Annotated in this window: 21 protein-coding genes and 1 pseudogene; 5 read left to right on the top strand and 17 right to left on the bottom strand. The window is 63.6% G+C overall.

The genetic code is table 11. From position 1 onward, the window contains the following. Positions 1-112: 112 nt before the first annotated feature. Both AC0V8S_RS02910 and gcvA read right to left on the bottom strand, forming a co-directional pair. Positions 113-1,423 (bottom strand): ABC transporter substrate-binding protein, encoded by a 1,311-nt coding sequence (locus AC0V8S_RS02910; RefSeq protein WP_183464733.1) that lies wholly within the window; start codon positions 1,421-1,423, stop codon positions 113-115. 221 nt (positions 1,424-1,644) lie between these two features. After that, positions 1,645-2,550: a transcriptional regulator GcvA gene (gene gcvA, locus AC0V8S_RS02905; RefSeq protein WP_475436768.1), complete on the bottom strand. Its 906-nt coding sequence runs from the start codon at positions 2,548-2,550 to the stop codon at positions 1,645-1,647. A 109-nt stretch (positions 2,551-2,659) separates the two neighbouring features. Here gcvA and AC0V8S_RS02900 point away from each other — a divergent pair, with 109 nt between their 5' ends. Beyond that, complete coding sequence (locus AC0V8S_RS02900; protein WP_095203037.1) at positions 2,660-2,845, top strand: hypothetical protein; 186 nt, start codon at positions 2,660-2,662, stop codon at positions 2,843-2,845. A gap of 58 nt (positions 2,846-2,903) precedes the next feature. On the opposite strand, the gene AC0V8S_RS02895 is transcribed toward AC0V8S_RS02900, so the two are convergent. Next, positions 2,904-3,863 carry a sugar-binding transcriptional regulator gene (locus AC0V8S_RS02895; protein WP_475436767.1) on the bottom strand — a complete coding sequence of 320 codons (960 nt, stop codon included), beginning with the start codon at positions 3,861-3,863 and terminating at the stop codon, positions 2,904-2,906. Positions 3,864-4,108: 245 nt separating this feature from the next. Between AC0V8S_RS02895 and AC0V8S_RS02890 the strand changes: the two genes are divergently transcribed. After that, the gene (locus AC0V8S_RS02890; protein WP_475436766.1) at positions 4,109-4,741 is read left to right on the top strand and encodes an HAD family hydrolase; all 633 of its coding nucleotides are present in this window, start codon (positions 4,109-4,111) and stop codon (positions 4,739-4,741) included. On the opposite strand, the gene AC0V8S_RS02885 is transcribed toward AC0V8S_RS02890, so the two are convergent. The 9 genes and pseudogenes from AC0V8S_RS02885 to ureC form a co-directional block, all read right to left on the bottom strand. Continuing rightward, the gene (locus tag AC0V8S_RS02885; RefSeq protein ID WP_475436765.1) at positions 4,738-5,505 is read right to left on the bottom strand and encodes a class II aldolase and adducin N-terminal domain-containing protein; all 768 of its coding nucleotides are present in this window, start codon (positions 5,503-5,505) and stop codon (positions 4,738-4,740) included. The two genes, AC0V8S_RS02890 and AC0V8S_RS02885, sit on opposite strands and share 4 nt — an antisense overlap. Before the next feature lie 79 nt (positions 5,506-5,584). Next, a complete protein-coding gene (ureG, locus tag AC0V8S_RS02880) occupies positions 5,585-6,226 on the bottom strand; it encodes an urease accessory protein UreG (protein ID WP_475436764.1) in 642 nt (213 codons plus the stop codon). Continuing rightward, positions 6,223-6,664: pseudogene (locus AC0V8S_RS02875) on the bottom strand (DUF3995 domain-containing protein). The gene ureG and the pseudogene AC0V8S_RS02875 overlap by 4 nt, the downstream one beginning before the upstream one ends. Then, a complete protein-coding gene (locus tag AC0V8S_RS02870; protein WP_475436763.1) occupies positions 6,661-7,332 on the bottom strand; it encodes an urease accessory protein UreF in 672 nt (223 codons plus the stop codon). The pseudogene AC0V8S_RS02875 and the gene AC0V8S_RS02870 overlap by 4 nt, the downstream one beginning before the upstream one ends. Continuing rightward, positions 7,325-7,906, bottom strand: a complete 582-nt coding sequence (gene ureE, locus AC0V8S_RS02865; protein ID WP_475436762.1) for an urease accessory protein UreE — start codon at positions 7,904-7,906, stop codon at positions 7,325-7,327. The genes AC0V8S_RS02870 and ureE overlap by 8 nt, the downstream gene beginning before the upstream one ends. Then, entirely contained in the window at positions 7,903-8,508 is a 606-nt protein-coding gene (locus AC0V8S_RS02860) for a glutathione S-transferase family protein (protein ID WP_475436761.1), read from the bottom strand. Before AC0V8S_RS02860 ends, ureE begins: the two co-directional genes overlap by 4 nt. 44 nt (positions 8,509-8,552) lie before the next feature. Next, a complete protein-coding gene (locus AC0V8S_RS02855) occupies positions 8,553-9,146 on the bottom strand; it encodes a hypothetical protein (RefSeq protein WP_475436760.1) in 594 nt (197 codons plus the stop codon). 43 nt (positions 9,147-9,189) lie between these two features. Continuing rightward, positions 9,190-9,678 (bottom strand): DUF29 domain-containing protein, encoded by a 489-nt coding sequence (locus AC0V8S_RS02850; protein WP_475436759.1) that lies wholly within the window; start codon positions 9,676-9,678, stop codon positions 9,190-9,192. A gap of 198 nt (positions 9,679-9,876) precedes the next feature. Next, a complete protein-coding gene (gene ureC, locus AC0V8S_RS02845; RefSeq protein WP_475436758.1) occupies positions 9,877-11,589 on the bottom strand; it encodes an urease subunit alpha in 1,713 nt (570 codons plus the stop codon). Between the two features lie 167 nt (positions 11,590-11,756). On the opposite strand from ureC, the gene AC0V8S_RS02840 reads away from it, so the two are divergent. Then, on the top strand, positions 11,757-12,146 hold the full coding sequence (locus tag AC0V8S_RS02840; RefSeq protein WP_183464745.1) for a hypothetical protein: 390 nt from the start codon (positions 11,757-11,759) through the stop codon (positions 12,144-12,146). A gap of 74 nt (positions 12,147-12,220) precedes the next feature. Here AC0V8S_RS02840 and AC0V8S_RS02835 read toward each other — a convergent pair whose 3' ends face one another. The 5 genes from AC0V8S_RS02835 to AC0V8S_RS02815 are packed head-to-tail and all read right to left on the bottom strand — an operon-like array spanning position 12,221 to position 14,592. Then, positions 12,221-12,526 (bottom strand): urease subunit beta, encoded by a 306-nt coding sequence (locus AC0V8S_RS02835; RefSeq protein ID WP_183464746.1) that lies wholly within the window; start codon positions 12,524-12,526, stop codon positions 12,221-12,223. A 6-nt stretch (positions 12,527-12,532) separates the two neighbouring features. Then, the gene (locus AC0V8S_RS02830; protein WP_475436757.1) at positions 12,533-13,120 is read right to left on the bottom strand and encodes a HupE/UreJ family protein; all 588 of its coding nucleotides are present in this window, start codon (positions 13,118-13,120) and stop codon (positions 12,533-12,535) included. Between the two features lie 33 nt (positions 13,121-13,153). Next, on the bottom strand, positions 13,154-13,408 hold the full coding sequence (locus tag AC0V8S_RS02825; RefSeq protein ID WP_475436756.1) for a DUF1272 domain-containing protein: 255 nt from the start codon (positions 13,406-13,408) through the stop codon (positions 13,154-13,156). Between the two features lie 10 nt (positions 13,409-13,418). Next, complete coding sequence (locus AC0V8S_RS02820) at positions 13,419-13,721, bottom strand: urease subunit gamma (protein WP_127275256.1); 303 nt, start codon at positions 13,719-13,721, stop codon at positions 13,419-13,421. 28 nt (positions 13,722-13,749) lie between these two features. Further along, positions 13,750-14,592: an urease accessory protein UreD gene (locus AC0V8S_RS02815; RefSeq protein WP_475436755.1), complete on the bottom strand. Its 843-nt coding sequence runs from the start codon at positions 14,590-14,592 to the stop codon at positions 13,750-13,752. A gap of 202 nt (positions 14,593-14,794) precedes the next feature. Between AC0V8S_RS02815 and AC0V8S_RS02810 the strand changes: the two genes are divergently transcribed. Continuing rightward, positions 14,795-15,049 carry an acyl carrier protein gene (locus tag AC0V8S_RS02810; RefSeq protein ID WP_010912831.1) on the top strand — a complete coding sequence of 85 codons (255 nt, stop codon included), beginning with the start codon at positions 14,795-14,797 and terminating at the stop codon, positions 15,047-15,049. A gap of 4 nt (positions 15,050-15,053) precedes the next feature. After that, on the top strand, positions 15,054-16,262 hold the full coding sequence (locus tag AC0V8S_RS02805) for a beta-ketoacyl-[acyl-carrier-protein] synthase family protein (RefSeq protein WP_183465110.1): 1,209 nt from the start codon (positions 15,054-15,056) through the stop codon (positions 16,260-16,262). Positions 16,263-16,433: the final 171 nt, after the last annotated feature.

Genomic DNA, 16,433 nt, shown 5'->3' with positions numbered 1-16,433 from the left:
TTTTAGAGTTGTGCCAGAAATTCCAGGATTGTGAAGATGGCCGCCCGAACTGGGACTCGGGCGGCCACTGCCGGTCATGGTGCGCGACCGGCATTCGGCACCGGGAGGAGCCTTACTTGATATACCCGCCTTCGGTCATTGCCGCGGTGGCAGCGTCCTGGGCCTGCTTCAGCGCATCGTCGACGCTCGACTGGCCGGCAAGAGCCGCCGAGAAGAGCTGGCCGACAGTGGTGCCAAGGCCCTGGAACTCAGGGATGGCAACGAACTGGACGCCGACATAGGGCACCGGCTTGACGGTCGGATGCGTCGGGTCGGCGGCGTTGATTGAGTCCAGCGTCATCTTGGCGAACGGAGCCGCCTTCTGGTACTCGGCATTGGCGTAGAGCGAGGAGCGCGTGCCCGGAGGAACGTTGGCCCAGCCTTCCTTAGCCGCGACGAGCTCGGCGTAATGCTTGCTGGTCGCCCAGGAGACGAACTTCTCGGCGGCGTCAGCCTTCTTGGTGCCGGCCGGAATGGCCAGCGACCATGCCCACAGCCAGTTGCCGCGCTTGCCCAGACCATTGTCGGGCGCCAGCGCATAGCCGACCTTGTCGGCGACGGTCGAGTTCTTCGGATCCGAAACGAAGGATGCCGCGACGGTGGCGTCGATCCACATGCCGCACTTGCCCTGCTGGAACAGCGCCAGGTTTTCGTTGAAGCCGTTGGAGGACGCACCTTCCGGACCGTCGGCCTTCATCAGGTCGACATAGAACTGCAGCGTGTTCTTCCATTCGGGCTGGTCGAACTGCGGCTTCCAGTTCTCGTCGAACCAGCGGGCGCCGAAGGAGTTCGACATGGCGGTCAGGAAGGCCATGTTCTCGCCCCAGCCGGCCTTGCCGCGCAGGCAGACGCCATTCACGCCATTGGCGCGGTCGGTCATCTTGTCGGCGGCCTGCTTGATGAAGTCCCAGGTCGGAGCGTCGGGCATCTTCAGCCCTGCTTTTTCCATCAAATCCTTGCGGTACATGACGAAGGAGCTTTCGCCGTAGAAGGGCGCGGCATAGAGCTTGCCGTCGACCGAAAGGCCGCCGGCAATGGCGGGGATGATGTCCTTGGCGTCATAGTCGTCGCCGAGCTTGTCGAGCGGCAAGAGCCAGCTCTGCTTGGCCCAGATCGGCACCTCGTAGGTGCCGATGGTCATCACGTCATACTGGCCACCCTTGGTGGCGATGTCGGTGGTGACGCGCTCGCGCAGCACGTTTTCTTCGAGCGTCACCCAGTTGAGCTGGATGTCGGGGTTCGCCTTGGTGAAGTCTTCGGTCAGCTTCTGCATGCGGACCATGTCGCCATTGTTGACGGTGGCGATGGTGATGGATTCGGCATGTGCGGCAAAAGCGAGAGCGCTGGCCGACAACAAGCCCAGGGTGAGCGTGCGCAGTTTCATCAAATTCCTCCCATGAACCAAGATGAGCATTTGCCTTGGCTTTGAGCAATTACTCACTTGAGATGAATTATGTCAAGCCGGATTCGATGCTGCAGCGCAGCACTCGGCCGTCCCGGCGCAGGACAGGCGCATGGAAATTTGGGGCGGCAAGCCGCGCCCGTGGCGGATATCAGCCGACGGGACAGGAAGGCCTGGAGGATTGGAGCGGCTCTAAAGGCCTGTCAGCAGGCGATCTCGGCCAGCAGCCAGTCGCGGAAGGCACGGATCTTCGGCACGTTGCGGCGCGCTTCGGGATAGACCAGCCAGTAGGCATGGCCATCGTCGCCGACCAGGTCGAAGGGCTGGATCAGGCGGCCATCGGCGAGTTCGGCCTTGAACAGCGCCCGGGTCAGGATCGCCACGCCATGGCCTGCTATGGCGGCGTTGGCCTCATAGGCCTGCGCGCCCATGCTGCTGCCGGGCCGTTTGGCAAGGTCGTGCGCATGCACGCCGGCGGTCTCGAACCATTGCGTCCACCAGATGTCGCCGGGATCGAGGATCGGCAGCCGCAACAGGTCGGCCGGCTCGTTGATGCCGCCAATGCTGGCCGCAAGCTTGGGGCTCAGCATCGGCGTGAAATCGGCATCGAGCAGCTTGTGGGCTTCCAATCCCGGCCATTTGCCGCCGCCCGAGCGGATGGCGAGGTCGACATCCTCGCGAGCGAAATCCGTCAGCCGGCTCGACGTTTCGAGCCGCACGGCAAGCGCGGGATGGGCCATCTGGAACGAGCCCAGATGATGCGCCAGCCAGTTCGAGGCAAAGGTAAGCACCGTGGTGACGCACAACAGACCGTCCGCGCCGCCACGCGCCGCGGCATAGGCCTGGCTGAGAATGGCAAAGGCCTCGCTGACCGCCGGCGCCAGCCGTTGGCCAGATTCGGTCAGCTCGATCTGCCTCGGCCGGCGCAGGAACAGCGGTGCACCGACGCGCTCTTCCAGCACCTTGATCTGATAGCTGACGGCGGCCTGTGTCATGGCGAGTTCCACTGCCGCCTTGGTGAAGGAAAGATGCCGCGCCACCGCCTCGAACACCCGGATCGCCTGCAGCGGCGGGAGTTGCGAAACCTGCGGTGAGCTGAGGTCAGGCATAAAGGCTCCTTATGGGTCCTTATCGACGTTCGATTGGCAAAGCCGGCCGGCAAGACCGACATTCCTGTCAACCCGTCATTCGGGTTCAGGATAGCGAAGGTTGACGATCATGACCATGGCGCAGCAAAAATGCACTCCCGCTCCGGATCACCGCTGGATTTCGTGGCTCACGGACGGATTCGGCTGGTTCGCGATCAGAAAAAGGGCGCATCTCGACATCAGGGACCTGTCGCCGCATCTGCAGCGCGACGTCGGCTTCCTTGATGGCAACGACCCCTTTGGCAGGCACAGATAGACTTGTTGGCTTTATCGCAAAGCAGCGGCCGCCCCTGGCGAGCGGCCGCGATTTCGGATCAGATGCTGGCCAGCAGGGCAGTCGCCGTCCGCTCATCGGTGATCAGCCCATTGACCAGCCGGCGGTTCACGGCCGCCAGGATCCCCGGCAGCTTGCGCTCGCCCATGGCCAGCGCGATGACCAGCGATTTTTCGCGTGACGGCAGCGATGCCGACGACACCCGGTCATTGGTGATGCCTTCGATCATGCGTCCTTCCCTATCAAACACCCAGCCGACGATCTCGGCGATGCCGCCAGCCTTCTGCAAGGCTTTCAGCTCGCTTTCGGAAATGAAACCGTCCTCATAGAGCGGCGCCTTCGGACCGAGGTCGCCGATGCCGATGAAGGTGACGTCTGCCTCGGCGGCTAGGGCCAGAGTCGGCTGGATCATCGGCTGGTTGAGCAGCATCTCGCGCTCCTGCGGCGAGGAGGCGATGACCGGCAGCGGCATCGGGAAGGAGCGCGCCTTGACCCTGTCGGCCATGGTGAAGATGACGTTGTAGAAGGCGGCCGAACCATCAGGCGAAATGTTTCCCGTCAAGGACACCACCTTGTGCTGCGGACATTCCATTGGCGGCAATTGTTCGATTGCCGCCTTCAGCGTGCGCCCGGTGCCGATGCCCATGACGATCGGCGTCGGCGAGCGCAGCCGCCGCTCGATCTCGGCGGCCGCCGCCTCGGCGATGCCGATCGTGGTGGAGGATGAATTCGGATCGCTCGGCACCACCTCGACCAGGTCGAGCGCGAAGCGCGATCTCAGCCGGGCCGCCAGGTCAAGGCAGTTGGCGATCGGATGGTCGACACGAACCTTGATCAAGCCTTCCGACACCGCTAGCGACACCAGCCGCTGCGCCGTCTGCCGCGAAATGCCGAGCGTGGCGGCGATCTGGTCCTGTGTGTTGCCGGCAACGTAATAGAGCCAGCCAGCGCGCGCCGCGTCGTCCAGCCTGTTGCTGCCGCCATCCTGCCGGGTATTCACGTCCTGCCTCCCAAGGCCGCCGGTCATCAAGGCGGTCCAATCTTAGTTTCGCAGGGAACGGCTTCCTGCGCAATTGTCAATATCAAGGGCAATTGTTCGCAACTGCGAGACTGGGATTGTCCCGCCGACAATCTCTGACCGCACAGAGCAAGCCGGCTTCGGTTCCAGTCACGGCCACCTTCTGTGATCCCGACGGTTTATCTCCCGGCGCAAACCCTTTAAGGGGATCGCAAAAGGAGCGCTGCATGACACCGAAGGCGGTTTTCTGGGACATGGACGGCACGCTGGTCGACAGCGAGCCGCTGCACGAGGCAGCCCTGGTGGCGGCAATGCGCAATGTCGGCCTCAAGCCGCCCGCCGACCTGCATGAGCGCGTGCTCGGCGTCGCCGCCTGGCCGGTCTACGAGATGATGCGCGACGAATTCGGCCTCGATCTTCCCTTCGACGATTGGATCATGCGCAAATACGAGCACTATCTGCCGCTGGTCGAGGGCTTGAAGCCGCGCCCGGGCGCCATCGAGGTCTTCAACGAATTACGAGCGCTTGGCGTGCAGCAGGCGGTGGTTTCCAATTCGGACCGGATGATCGTCGACGCCAATCTGCGCATGGTCGGCCTTGTCTATCCCGGCATGAAGACCATCAGCCGCAACGATGTGCGCGAAGGCAAGCCGCACGCCGAACCCTTCCTGCGCGCTGCCTATCTGGCCGGTGTCGAACCCGCGCACGCGGTGGCGGTCGACGACAGCTGGCCGGGCGCCATGGCGGGACTGGCGGCGGGCATGAAGACGATCTTCTGGCCGGAAAAGCCGATGGAAGGACCGCCCGGCGCCATCGTCATCAACAGCGCCGAGGAATTACGCCGAGAAGTCGGCCTTTAATTCCGGTAGACGGGTTCCTGCTCGTCGAGGATCGCCTTCAATTCGGCGAGATGACGCTCGGCCTGGCCGGGATAGTCATCCATTTCGCTGGCCGCCTTCTCGGCGATGGCGTCGGACAGCGTGCGCAGCGGCCGGCCGGTCCACAGCGCCTTGATGTAGGTCTCGGCGGCGCGCTCGAAATAGAACATGCGGTTGAAGGCATCGGCGACCGTGTCGCCGATCACCAGCACGCCGTGATTGCCCATCACCATCACCTTGACCTTGGGATCGGTGAGAAGCTGCGAGCAGCGCTCGCCCTCTTCCTCGAAGGCCAGCCCGCCATAATGCGCGTCGACGACATGGCGGTTGAAGAACATCGCCGAATTCTGGTCGATCGGCGGCAATGTCGAATCGGCCAGCGAGGCCAGCACCGTGGCATGGATCGAATGCACATGCATGACGCAGCGCGCGTGCGGCACGTTGCGATGGATGGCGCCGTGCAGGCCCCACGCCGTCGGGTCGGGTGCGTTGGGGCCTGACAGCGTGTCGGGATCGTTGGCGTCGATCATCAACAGGTCGCTCGCCTTGATGCGCGAGAAATGCACCTGGTTGGGGTTCATCAGGAATTGCGTGCCGTCCCGGTTGACCGCCAGCGAGAAATGATTGGCCACCGCCTCATGCATGTTGAGCCGCGCCGTCCAGCGGAAGGCACAGGCGAGATCGACGCGCTCTTCGTAGAAGGGCAGGTTGGTCAGCGTTTCCTTCTGCAGGCGGGCGATGCTCATCGAAAATCCTCCGGTTTTGGCCAGAATGCCGCGACCGACGGCTGCCCGCAACGGATTTTGGTTGGTGCAGGGCGAGTTGTCAGGCCGCCGTGCTGGTGGCGGTGCCGGCCCTCAGCCCACCATGCTCGACGATGAAGTCGATGACCTCCCGCAGCCCCTTGCCGCGGGACAGATCGGTGAAGCCGAACGGCCGCTTGCCGCGCATGCGGCCGGCGTCGCTCTCCATCACGTCGAGGTTGACGTTCACATAGGGCGCCAGATCGCTCTTGTTGATGATCAGGAAATCGGAGCGGGTGATCGCCGGTCCGCCCTTCCTAGGGATCTCCTCGCCCTGGCAGACCGAGATGACATAGAGCGTCAGATCCGCAAGGTCCGGCGAGAAGGTGGCGGCAAGGTTGTCGCCGCCGGATTCGATGAAGATGATGTCGAGATCGGGGAATTTCCGGTTGAGTTCGGCGATCGCCTGCAAATTGATCGAGGCGTCCTCGCGGATGGCGGTATGCGGGCAGCCACCGGTCTCGACGCCGACGATGCGATCCTCCGGCAACGCCTGCAGCCGGGCCAGCATCATGGCGTCTTCCCTGGTGTAGATATCGTTGGTGACGACGGCGATGGAAAACTCGTCGCGCAGCGCCTTGCAGAGTTTCTCGGTGAGCGTCGTCTTGCCGGAGCCCACAGGGCCGCCAATACCGATGCGAAGGGGACCGTTGGGTTGGGTCATGTCGGGAACTCCATGATGGCAAGGGTGGCGAAGCCGAGCCCGATCAACAGGCAGAGCGGCGAATAATAGCTGGTATCGAGCCGCGCGAAAGGCTGCTCGGGCGCCAGCCGCCGCCACCATGGCGTGAAGCCGGCGATGCCGCGCCCCAGGAACACCAGACCAATGAGCAGCGAAGTGGCGGCAAGGCCCTGCTTGGGGAAGGGCGAGGCAAAGAAGCCGATGAGCGCCAGCGGCCAGAGCGTCGCCAGGCCGAGGCAGGCGGCAACGGCGAAACTGGCGAAGGGCGTCGGCATTTCGTCAACGCCGCGAAAGCCGACGACGGCGCGGGCGCAGGAGGCTGCGTCCCTGCCCGGCCAGATGCCGCCAATGCCCCAGATAGACATGCAGCGCCGTGATCAGCAGCAGGACGAAGGAGAGGACAAAAGCGAGGACGATCATGAGCGGAACAGCCGCGAATACTGGGTTTCGTGCTTCATCGCCACGACGTCGGACACAAAAGCGCAGCCGCCGAGATCATCCAATGTCGAACGGGCCGCGCGGGCGGCGGTCGAGAGCGCGAACGGTTCGAAGCCAGCCAGCAGCGTGGTGGCCTCTTTCTGGCCGACGACACCGAGCCTGATCGCCGCCTGAACGAGGTTGGAGAAGAAGGCTTGCAGGAAGGCGGACAGCGCATCCTGCAGCGCAATGCCATTGCCACCGGCAATGGCGCCGACAGCGACGCAATAGGCGCATTCGGCCGGCAAGCGGTCGAGCACCGGATTGGGCCAGGCGGCCGCCGCCTTGAGAAAGGCGATACCTTGCAGCATGGTCTCGGTGTGGCGTTCCCGCGAGCCGGCGAGCGCCTCGGCCAGTGCGGTCACTTCATTGAGATTGTCGGCGTTGCGGGCGCGGCGCCAGCTCTCGGAAAACAGCACGGCATCGTTCCAGCCCGAGCCCATCTCGACCAGCGTTTCCAGCCAGCTGGCCAGGCTCTCGGCATCGGCAACCAGCCCGTCATGCACCGCGCGCTCGAGACCATGACTGTAGGCAAAACCGCCGACCGGAAAGGCCGGCGACAGCCACGCCATCAGCCGCAGCAGGGCGATGTTCGAAGGCTGGTCAGTCATGATCGTGGTGGTGGCCGGCATGGCTGTGCGAATGGGAATGCGATTCGCTGTGCGCGTGAGAATGCGCTTCGGCATGGCCATGTGCATGTGCATGGCCGTGATCATGCCCGCTGGAATAGGCGCCGCGCACCGGTTTGAACGGCTCGGAAACCTCGCGCACCGTGGCCCCAAGCCCCTCCAGCATCGCCTTGATGACGTGGTCGCGCAGGATGACGATACGGTCCGCCTCGATACCTGCGGCGAGATGACGGTTGCCGATATGCCAGGCAAGCTCGGTCAGATGCACGCCGTCACGGGCGCGGATGTCATAGACCTCTTCCGGCGCGGCAAGGATCTCGACATGGCGGCCATCCTCCAGCACCAGCCGGTCGCCATCGTTCAGGGCGACGGGTTCGGGCAGGTCGACCAGCACCTTGCTGCCGTCGGACAGTTCGATGGCCCTGCGGCGCAGATGCCGCTCGTCATGAGGCAGAACGGCGCGCCCGGACGGCACGATGGTTCCGGCCTCGCCGGCAGGTAGCATCGAAACGGCGCGTGGGAATTTGGTGAAGTCGGTGTTGAGGTTGAGTTTCATTTGAGGGAGCCTCCGTTGGCTTGCGCCCGCGCCCGGGCAGGGCGCGAAAGCACCCGGTCGAAATAGGCGTTGACGCGCTCGGATTCGATCGGGAATTTTCCGGCGCGGGCCCAGCCGCCCATGTCGCCCAGCAGCACGTCGACGGCGGAAAACCGGTCGCCGAGCGCAAACGGCTTGTCGCCAAGCCGGCGGTCCAGCGCCTTGGCCTCCGAGGCGAAATCGTAGGCCGCCGCGGGGCCGACATCGACCCGAACCTCCTTCGGCAGCAGGAAGCGGTGGCGCAATTTGTTCCACAGCGGCGCCTCGAACTCGCTCTGGGCAAAATGCATCCAGGAATCCATCTCGGCACGGCCGGCAACGCCCGGATTGGCACCCATGCCCTTGTCGGCGTGTTTGTCGGCGAGGTAGACGCAGATCGCCGCCGAATCCGTCACCGTCAGCTCGCCGTCGATGAGGATCGGCACCTTGCCCGACGGGTTGAGCGCATAGGCTTCCGGCGAGCGGAGTTTGACCTCGACGAATTCATAGGGCTGCCCGAGCTCCTCGAGCATCCAGAGAACGCGGCTGACCCGGGATCCGCGCGATCCGATGGCCTTGTACATGGTAAAATCCCGCCTTTCCCTCGACTCTAGACCATCCACTATCGTCATACGATCGTGTCGAAGAGCCGCAGGATGAACGATATCTGATAGATCAGCGCCGCCGCGACAAAGGCGGTGTGGAAGCGGCGGTCGCGCACCACGATCGCGGCGATGCACAGCACTACGAAGACCGGCGTGCGGAACAGATATTCGTTACCGAAGCGGGCAAAATGCTCCGGCCCTTTCAGCAACGTATCGACCACATCGAGCAGATAGGTCGCCGCGAGCAGGCCGAAGAACCAGGCGCGGCGCGAATAGAAGAAATCCTCGTAGCTGGTGTAGTCCAGCATGGAGTCGGGAAATAGCAGCGCGCAGAGCAGGAACAGCGTGATCGCGTAGAAGATGATGAAAAGGTATTTGCCGAAGGTCCAGGTCTCGATGGCGTAGAGGCCGAACTCCCACCACCAGAAATGCACCAGCATCAGAAGCACCGAGGCGACCCAGGCCAGATGCACGGGATAGAGCCGGTATTGGCCGGGATGCTGGACGATGCGCGCCACCCCAGACAGCAGCCGGGCGACGCCGAGCCCGATCACCATGCCCATGACGATGCGGATATGGGGGAAGATATCGTGGGCAGAGACGAGTTCGGTGGCCATGGGTCACGACGTCAAGAAATATCTGCGACGGACCAATTCTCTGCTACTCGCGAATAAGTTTGTCGGAAGACCACGGCGTACCTGGAAAATAGTCATGGTCCAGAATTTCCCTGATCGCATACGGGCAATCAACTGGGAAATCACGATCTCTCATGCCGGTTTCGTCCAGCGCCTTCAATCTTGCTATCTTGAACTCTCGAGCGAGCCTCTGCGCCGGATATGCTTTCAGGCTCGGGCTTTCATCGAGCAGATCATCAATTCGGTGCCGCTGTTCACGGATTGTCAGCAGCCATCCAGTTTTGCGTTGCTCGGGCTGAAACTCCCATTTGAGCAAGTGAAGGACCAAGGTACCAAGCCTGCTTGCAATTTCCCTTTTGTCGCTCCGCCCCAAGCTCTCAATCTCCTCGGCAAGATTCTCGCGGTCGAGGTCGGATAGACGACCTTCGCGCAACAGCGCGCCTTGCTCGGCACACCACTGAGCATAGTCGGCCTCATAGGGCGTCAATTGCTGTTTGCGAAAAATCTTATTCATGAAGTCTATATTGCTCCAAAGGCCCCGGATTTCCAAGTTGGAAGCAAACGACGTAGTCGATCAGGCGATCCAGCGGAACAGTGTCGGTGCCGAAGTTGACAAGCCGCATACGGTTTTGCGCCAACAGTTGACGAAATGCGCGCAGTTTTCGGTCGGAGGCAGTTGACCGAATTCATGAACCTTAACCTGGAAGCGGCCTTAAAACAGAAAATACCGCTGCGCCATCGGCAGCACCGTTGCCGGCTCGCAGGTCAGCAATTCACCGTCGGCGCGCACCTCGTAGGTTTCGGGATCGACCTCGACATGCGGCGTGGCGTCGTTGAGCACCATCGAATGCTTGCCGATGCCGCCGCGGGTGTTTTCGACGGCGACGAACTGCTTGTCGACGCCAAGCCGGCCATGCAGGCCCGACTCGAGTGCGGCCTTCGAAACGAAGGTCACCGAAGAGTTGGTCCTGGCCTTGCCATAAGCGCCGAACATCGGCCGGTAGTGCATCGGCTGCGGGGTCGGGATCGAGGCGTTGGGATCGCCCATCGGGGCGGCGGCGATCATGCCGCCGATCAGCACCATGTCCGGTTTCACACCGAAGAAGGCCGGGTTCCACAGCACCAGATCGGCGCGTTTTCCCACGGCGATCGAGCCGATGTCTTTCGACAGGCCATGCGCGATGGCCGGATTGATCGTGTATTTGGCGATGTAGCGGCGGACGCGGAAATTGTCGTTGTCGCCGGTTTCCTGCGGCAGCGCGCCGCGCTGGCGCTTCATCTTGTCGGCGGTCTGCCAGGTGCGGATCGCCACCTCGCCGACACGGCCCATCGCCTGGCTGTCCGACGAGATGATCGAGAAGGCGCCGATATCGTGCAGGATGTCTTCCGCCGCGATCGTCTCCTTGCGGATGCGGCTTTCGGCGAAGGCGATGTCCTCGGGGATCGACGGCGACAGATGATGGCAGACCATCAGCATGTCGAGATGCTCGGCCAGCGTGTTGACCGTGTAGGGCCGAGTCGGATTGGTCGAGGACGGGATGACGTTGGGCAGGCCGCAGACCTTGATGATATCAGGCGCATGGCCGCCGCCGGCACCCTCGGTGTGGAAGGCGTGGATGGTGCGGCCCTTGATCGCCGCTACGGTGTTTTCGACAAACCCTGACTCGTTCAATGTGTCGGTGTGGATCATCACCTGCACGTCGTAATCGTCGGCCACCGACAGGCAGCAGTCGATGGCCGCCGGCGTCGTGCCCCAATCCTCATGCAATTTCAGCGAACAGGCGCCGCCCAGCACCATTTCTTCCAGCGCCGCTGGCAGCGAGGCATTGCCCTTGCCCGACAGGCCGATATTCATCGGAAAGGCATCGAAGGACTGGATCATGCGCGCCATGTGCCATGGTCCCGGCGTGCAGGTGGTGGCCAGCGTGCCATGCGCCGGGCCGGTGCCGCCGCCGAGCATAGTGGTGATGCCGCTCATCAGCGCTTCCTCGATCTGCTGCGGGCAGATGAAGTGGATATGCGCGTCAAAGCCGCCGGCGGTCAGGATCTTGCCCTCGCCGGCGATGATTTCCGTGCCGGGACCGATGATGATGGTGACACCGTCCTGCGTGTCCGGGTTGCCGGCCTTGCCGATGGCCGCGATGCGGCCATCCTTGAGGCCGATATCGGCCTTGAAGATGCCAGCGCTGGCGTCGATCACCAAAGCGTTGGTGATGACGGTGTCGACCGCGCCTTGGGCGCGGGACACCTGGCTCTGTCCCATGCCATCGCGAATGACTTTGCCGCCGCCGAATTTTACCTCTTCACCGTGGACGGTGAGGTCCCTTTCAACCTCGATGAAGAGTTCGGTATCGGCCAGCCTGACCTTGTCGCCGACAGTCGGGCCATACATCTGGGCGTAGGCGGCACGCGAGATTCTGGCCATCAGCGATTGCTCCGAAAATGCGGTGTGGTTGAGGCTGGGCTGCACATTGCCGCCATCCAATGGTCACGCAATGACCCGCTGGGCGACACCTTCTGATCCCATTTGGCGGTTGAGGTTGGCAGGTCACCCCAAAACGACCGTTTGCCAAATCGATGGAAGGAAAATCCATGCGCAAAACGATAATTCTTGCAGCCGCTGCCAGCCTGATGCTGGCCGGTGCAGCCAGTGCCCAGCAACAACCCGCGCAACAGCCCGCTCCGGCCGCGCCTGCCCCCAAGGAAACGACGCCCGCCCCTGGCGGTCAGCAGGCCGCGCCGGCGATCCAGAGCGTCAACATCGTCGACATCACCGAGCTGCCGAAGGACACCCAGACGCAGGTCAATCAGGTGATCGCCCAGCGTGGTGACGCCGGACTGCAGAAACTGCGCAGCTCGATCGACGCCACCCCCAAGGTCAAGTCCGCCCTCGAGGCCAAGGGAATGACCTCGGCGCAGGTGGTCGCGGCCAGCATGCAGCCCAATGGCGCGCTGACCTTGATCACCAAAAAGGCCAGCTGATAAGCCGGCGCGGCGGGCCGGCATCCGGTCCGCCGGCCGCATCGTGCGTCCGCGAGCGCTCGACGCCACCGGTCTCACAGCTTGCCCATCACCTTCTGCTGGAACCCATAGACCTCGCGCTTGCCGCCAAGCGGCACCAGCGTGACGTCGCGTTCCTGGCCCGGCTCGAAGCGCATGGCGGTGCCGGCGGCAATATCGAGACGCATGCCGCGCGCCTGTTCGCGATCGAACTTCAGCCCCTCATTGGTTTCGAAGAAATGGTAGTGGCTGCCGACCTGGACCGGCCGGTCGCCGCTGTTGGCGACTTTCAGGGTCACGGTCGGCAGGCCCTTGTTGAGCTCGATGTCGCCTTGGACGGGGATGATTTCGCCGGGGATCATCTGGGATCACACGACGCCGAAGGCGAGGCCGACGCCGATCGCCGCGCAGGCAGCACCGGCGACACGCGCCAGACCGCGGAACCTCATGCCAAGACCAAGCCCGGCGGCTATGCCGACGGCATGCAGCAGCACGGTCGCGACGGCAAAGCCGGCCATGTACTCGAGCCCGCCGGCATTTTCCGGCACTTCGGTGCCGTGGGCGTGGCCGTGGAACAGCGCGAACAGTCCAATAATGGCGACGCCGGCCGAGACCGGCAGATCGACCGCCAGCGCCACCAGCAGCCCGAGCGCCACGACGGAGGCCAGTATGCCGGGCTCGACGAAGGGCACCGGCACATGGGCCATGCCAAGGGCAGCACCACCGAGCATCACGCCGACAAAGGCCGCCGGCCACGCCCAGATCGCCCTGCCGCCCTTGAGTGCCGCCCACAGGCCAACCGCGATCATCACCGTCATGTGATCAAGGCCGGACAAGGGATGCATGAAGCCGGCCGTGAAGGAGGAGGTGGTGCCGATGCCGACATGGGCATAGGCCGGCATGGCGGCGGCCATCAGCAGGATCGCCGCGAGGCACAGGCGTTTGGCAGGGATCATTCTACTTGCCTTTCAGTTGCGGTGTCGCAGGGGTCACGCGGCCTTGCGCGGGCCACAGCCCTCGGCCTTGAGGACGCGCTTGGTCGAAGCCGGATATTTCTTCAGCATCGCGGCAGGACGGATCGGCCGGGCCGAAAAATTGCCGCCGCAATTGGGGCAGACGCCGTCCAGCACGTGTTCCACGCAATCGGCGCAGAAGGTGCATTCGAAGGTGCAGATCAGCGCATCCGTCGACTCGGGCGGCAGGTCCTTGTCGCAGCACTCACAGTTTGGGCGCAGCTCGAGCATCTCTGTTTCCTCACCGGATGGGTTCGTGCACGGTCACCAGCTTGGTGCCGTCGGGGAAGGTCGCCTCCACCTGCACGTCATGGATCATCTCGGCGATGCCTTGCATCACCTGCGCGCGGCTGACGACATGGGCGCCGGCCTCCATAAGCTCGGCCACCGGCCGGCCATCGCGGGCGCCCTCGACGACGAAGTCGGTGATCAGCGCGATCGCTTCCGGATGGTTGAGCTTGACGCCGCGCTCCAGCCGCTTGCGTGCCACGATCGCCGCCATGGCGATCAGCAGCTTGTCTTTTTCCCTCGGCGTCAGGTTCATGCGGTTTCCAAAGATGAGGCAGACAGGATCACAGTGACCATAATTTGGGCAGCTCCGCCTTTCCGTTGAGCAATCCGACGAGCGGAACCAGCCGCTGGCGCAGTTGGTAGCCGTCCTCCGCATAAAGCCTGGCAAGAAGCTTGCCAGATGCCTTCACGCTCCAGACGCTGGCGCCGCCCTGGTCGCCGACGATCTCCCGGACCTGGTCGAGCAGAGCCTCGGCCTGCGGCGACACCAGCAGCAGCGTTGCCACCGCGATTGCGCCGCCACCGGCCGCCTGACGGGCGAGCGCTGCCGCGATATCCGGTCCGATGCGGAAGTCCTCGGCATGGATGAGGAAACCATCCTGGCGAACACGCCAGCGGTCACGAAAAGCACCTTGCGCGGCGCGTTCGCCCATGGCCAGGCGGCCGAAGACGGTGGCCTCCAGCACCAGCGCCTCGGCCCCGGCGGCAAGCTCGACATCCAGTGTACGGGCAAAGGCCGCCCGGTCGAAAACGATGGTTTCCTGCGGCAGCCAGGCGATCCGGCCGTTCTCGCCGACGGTCAGCCTGACCCGCACCTCAGCATGGTCGGACGCGGCGCGATAGACTTTTTCGCAAGCCTGGGTGGTTATCGACGCCGAGGCGTTCGCGCCGACATCCACATCCCAGCCGAGGCGGTCGCCGCCAGTCAATCCACCGGCGGTGTTGATCAGCACCGCCTCCAGCGGATCGGCGCAAACGGCCGGCAGCCTTATCTTGGCGGAGCCGTCCTGATAGAGGCGCCGCAGCCGCGTGCGGCCGTCCGCGCTGGCGCAGCCCAGCTGCGCCAGACCCGCGGCGCGCTGGGCCAAAGGGGCCGAAAACTTGGTATATTCGATCGTATCCACGCCGTCAGGTTAAGCACTGCGGCGGTTTTGTCGATATATAGCTTGTTGCTTGATGGCGTTTCCGTTTCTATAGAGGGAGCCACCTCGGTACGGTCAGGCGATGCTTGGCGGGGGTAGAAGGCGATGATCGCGGCCTGATATCGAGGACAAGAAGGCGCTGTTCAGTTGGCGTCGGGAAACGAAAAAGTGGGGAAGAGACCGAATGGCTGACCAACTGGCAACGGATATCATCGAAAAGATCAAGGCCCATGCCGAGCCGGGCGGTGAAGAAATCACCACCAGCACCGAATTGACGTCGCTGGGCATCCATTCGCTGGAGTTGACGGAGATCATTTTCGACCTCGAGGAGCAGTATGGCATCGAGATCGAGATGAACACCGTCGATGCCTGGAGCAATCTGAAGAATGTTGGCGACATGGTCGAGGCCGTTCGCGCGTTGATCGCGAAAAAAGCCTGACCGAATGCTGAAACGCGTCGTCATTACCGGCATTGGCGGGCTGTGCGGACTTGGCGTCGATGCGCAGTCGATCTGGACCGAAATGCGGGCCGGCCGTTCGGCCATCGGCCCGATCGACAATCCCTTCCTGCATGACCTGAAGGTCAAGACCGGCTGCGAGATCAAGGCGCTGCCCGATCACGGCATCGAGCGCAAGCAGCTGGTGTCGATGGACCGCTTCAGCCTGCTGGCGGTGATCGCTGCGAAGGAGGCCATGCAGCAGTCCGGCCTGGCCCCGCATGCCGACAACACCTATCGCATGGGAACCATTGTCGGCGTTGGCGTCTGCGGCTTCGAGACCGTCGAGGAGAATTATCGCGCCATCCTGGTCGAGGGCAAGAATCGCGCCGGCATCTTCACCGTGCCCAGGGTCATGCCGGGCGCCGCCGCTGGCCAGGTCAGCATGCATCTTGGCCTGCGCGGACCGGTCTTCGGCGTCACCTCGGCCTGCTCGTCGGCCAACCACGCCATCGCCTCGGCGGTCGACCAGATCAGGCTCGGCCGTGCCGACGTGATGGTCGCCGGCGGCACCGATGCGCCGCTGGTCTGGGGCGTGCTCAAGGGCTGGGAAGCGTTGCGCGTTCTGTCGCCCGACACCTGCCGGCCATTCTCGGCCGACCGCCAGGGCCTGGTGCTCGGCGAAGGTGCGGGCATGGCGGTTCTGGAAAGCTACGATCACGCCATGGCGCGTGGCGCCACCATCCTCGCCGAAATCGCCGGCGCCGGCCTTTCGGCCGATGCCTCCGACATCGTCGCCCCGACCGTCGAGGGACCGGAAGCGGCGATGCGCTTCTGCCTGGCCGATGCCGGGCTCAATCCCGAGGACATCGACTATCTCAACGCGCATGGCACCGGCACCAAGGCCAACGACCAGATCGAGACCAACGCGATCAAGCGCGTCTTTGGCGAGCATGCGCGGGCGCTGTCGATCTCTTCGACCAAGTCGATGCACGCTCATTGCCTGGGTGCGTCGGGTGGGCTGGAGATGATCGCCTGCGTCATGGCGATCCGTGAAGGCGTCGTGCCGCCGACCGCGAATTACCGCGAACCCGATCCCGATTGCGATCTCGACGTGACGCCCAATGTCGCACGCGAGCGCAAGGTGCGCGCCGCGATCAGCAACGGTTTTGCCTTCGGCGGCACCAACGCGGTGCTGGCATTCAAGGCGATCTGATCCCGGCCGCTGCTGTCCCAGGTGATCTTGCGTGCGTTTGGAGATTCGCCGCGTCTGATTCGGTTGACTGTCCGTGGATGGCGAAACTGTCGTCGTCATATTGATCCTGCCTGGCCGTGCGCCTAATTCTTGGCCACCCGCCAACATCGCGCCCCTTGGCGCAAATCCCCG

Source organism: Mesorhizobium oxytropidicola, from assembly GCF_056174625.1.
The sequence above is the reverse complement of the archived record's forward strand: the minus strand, read 5'-3'. Positions and strand labels throughout refer to the sequence as shown.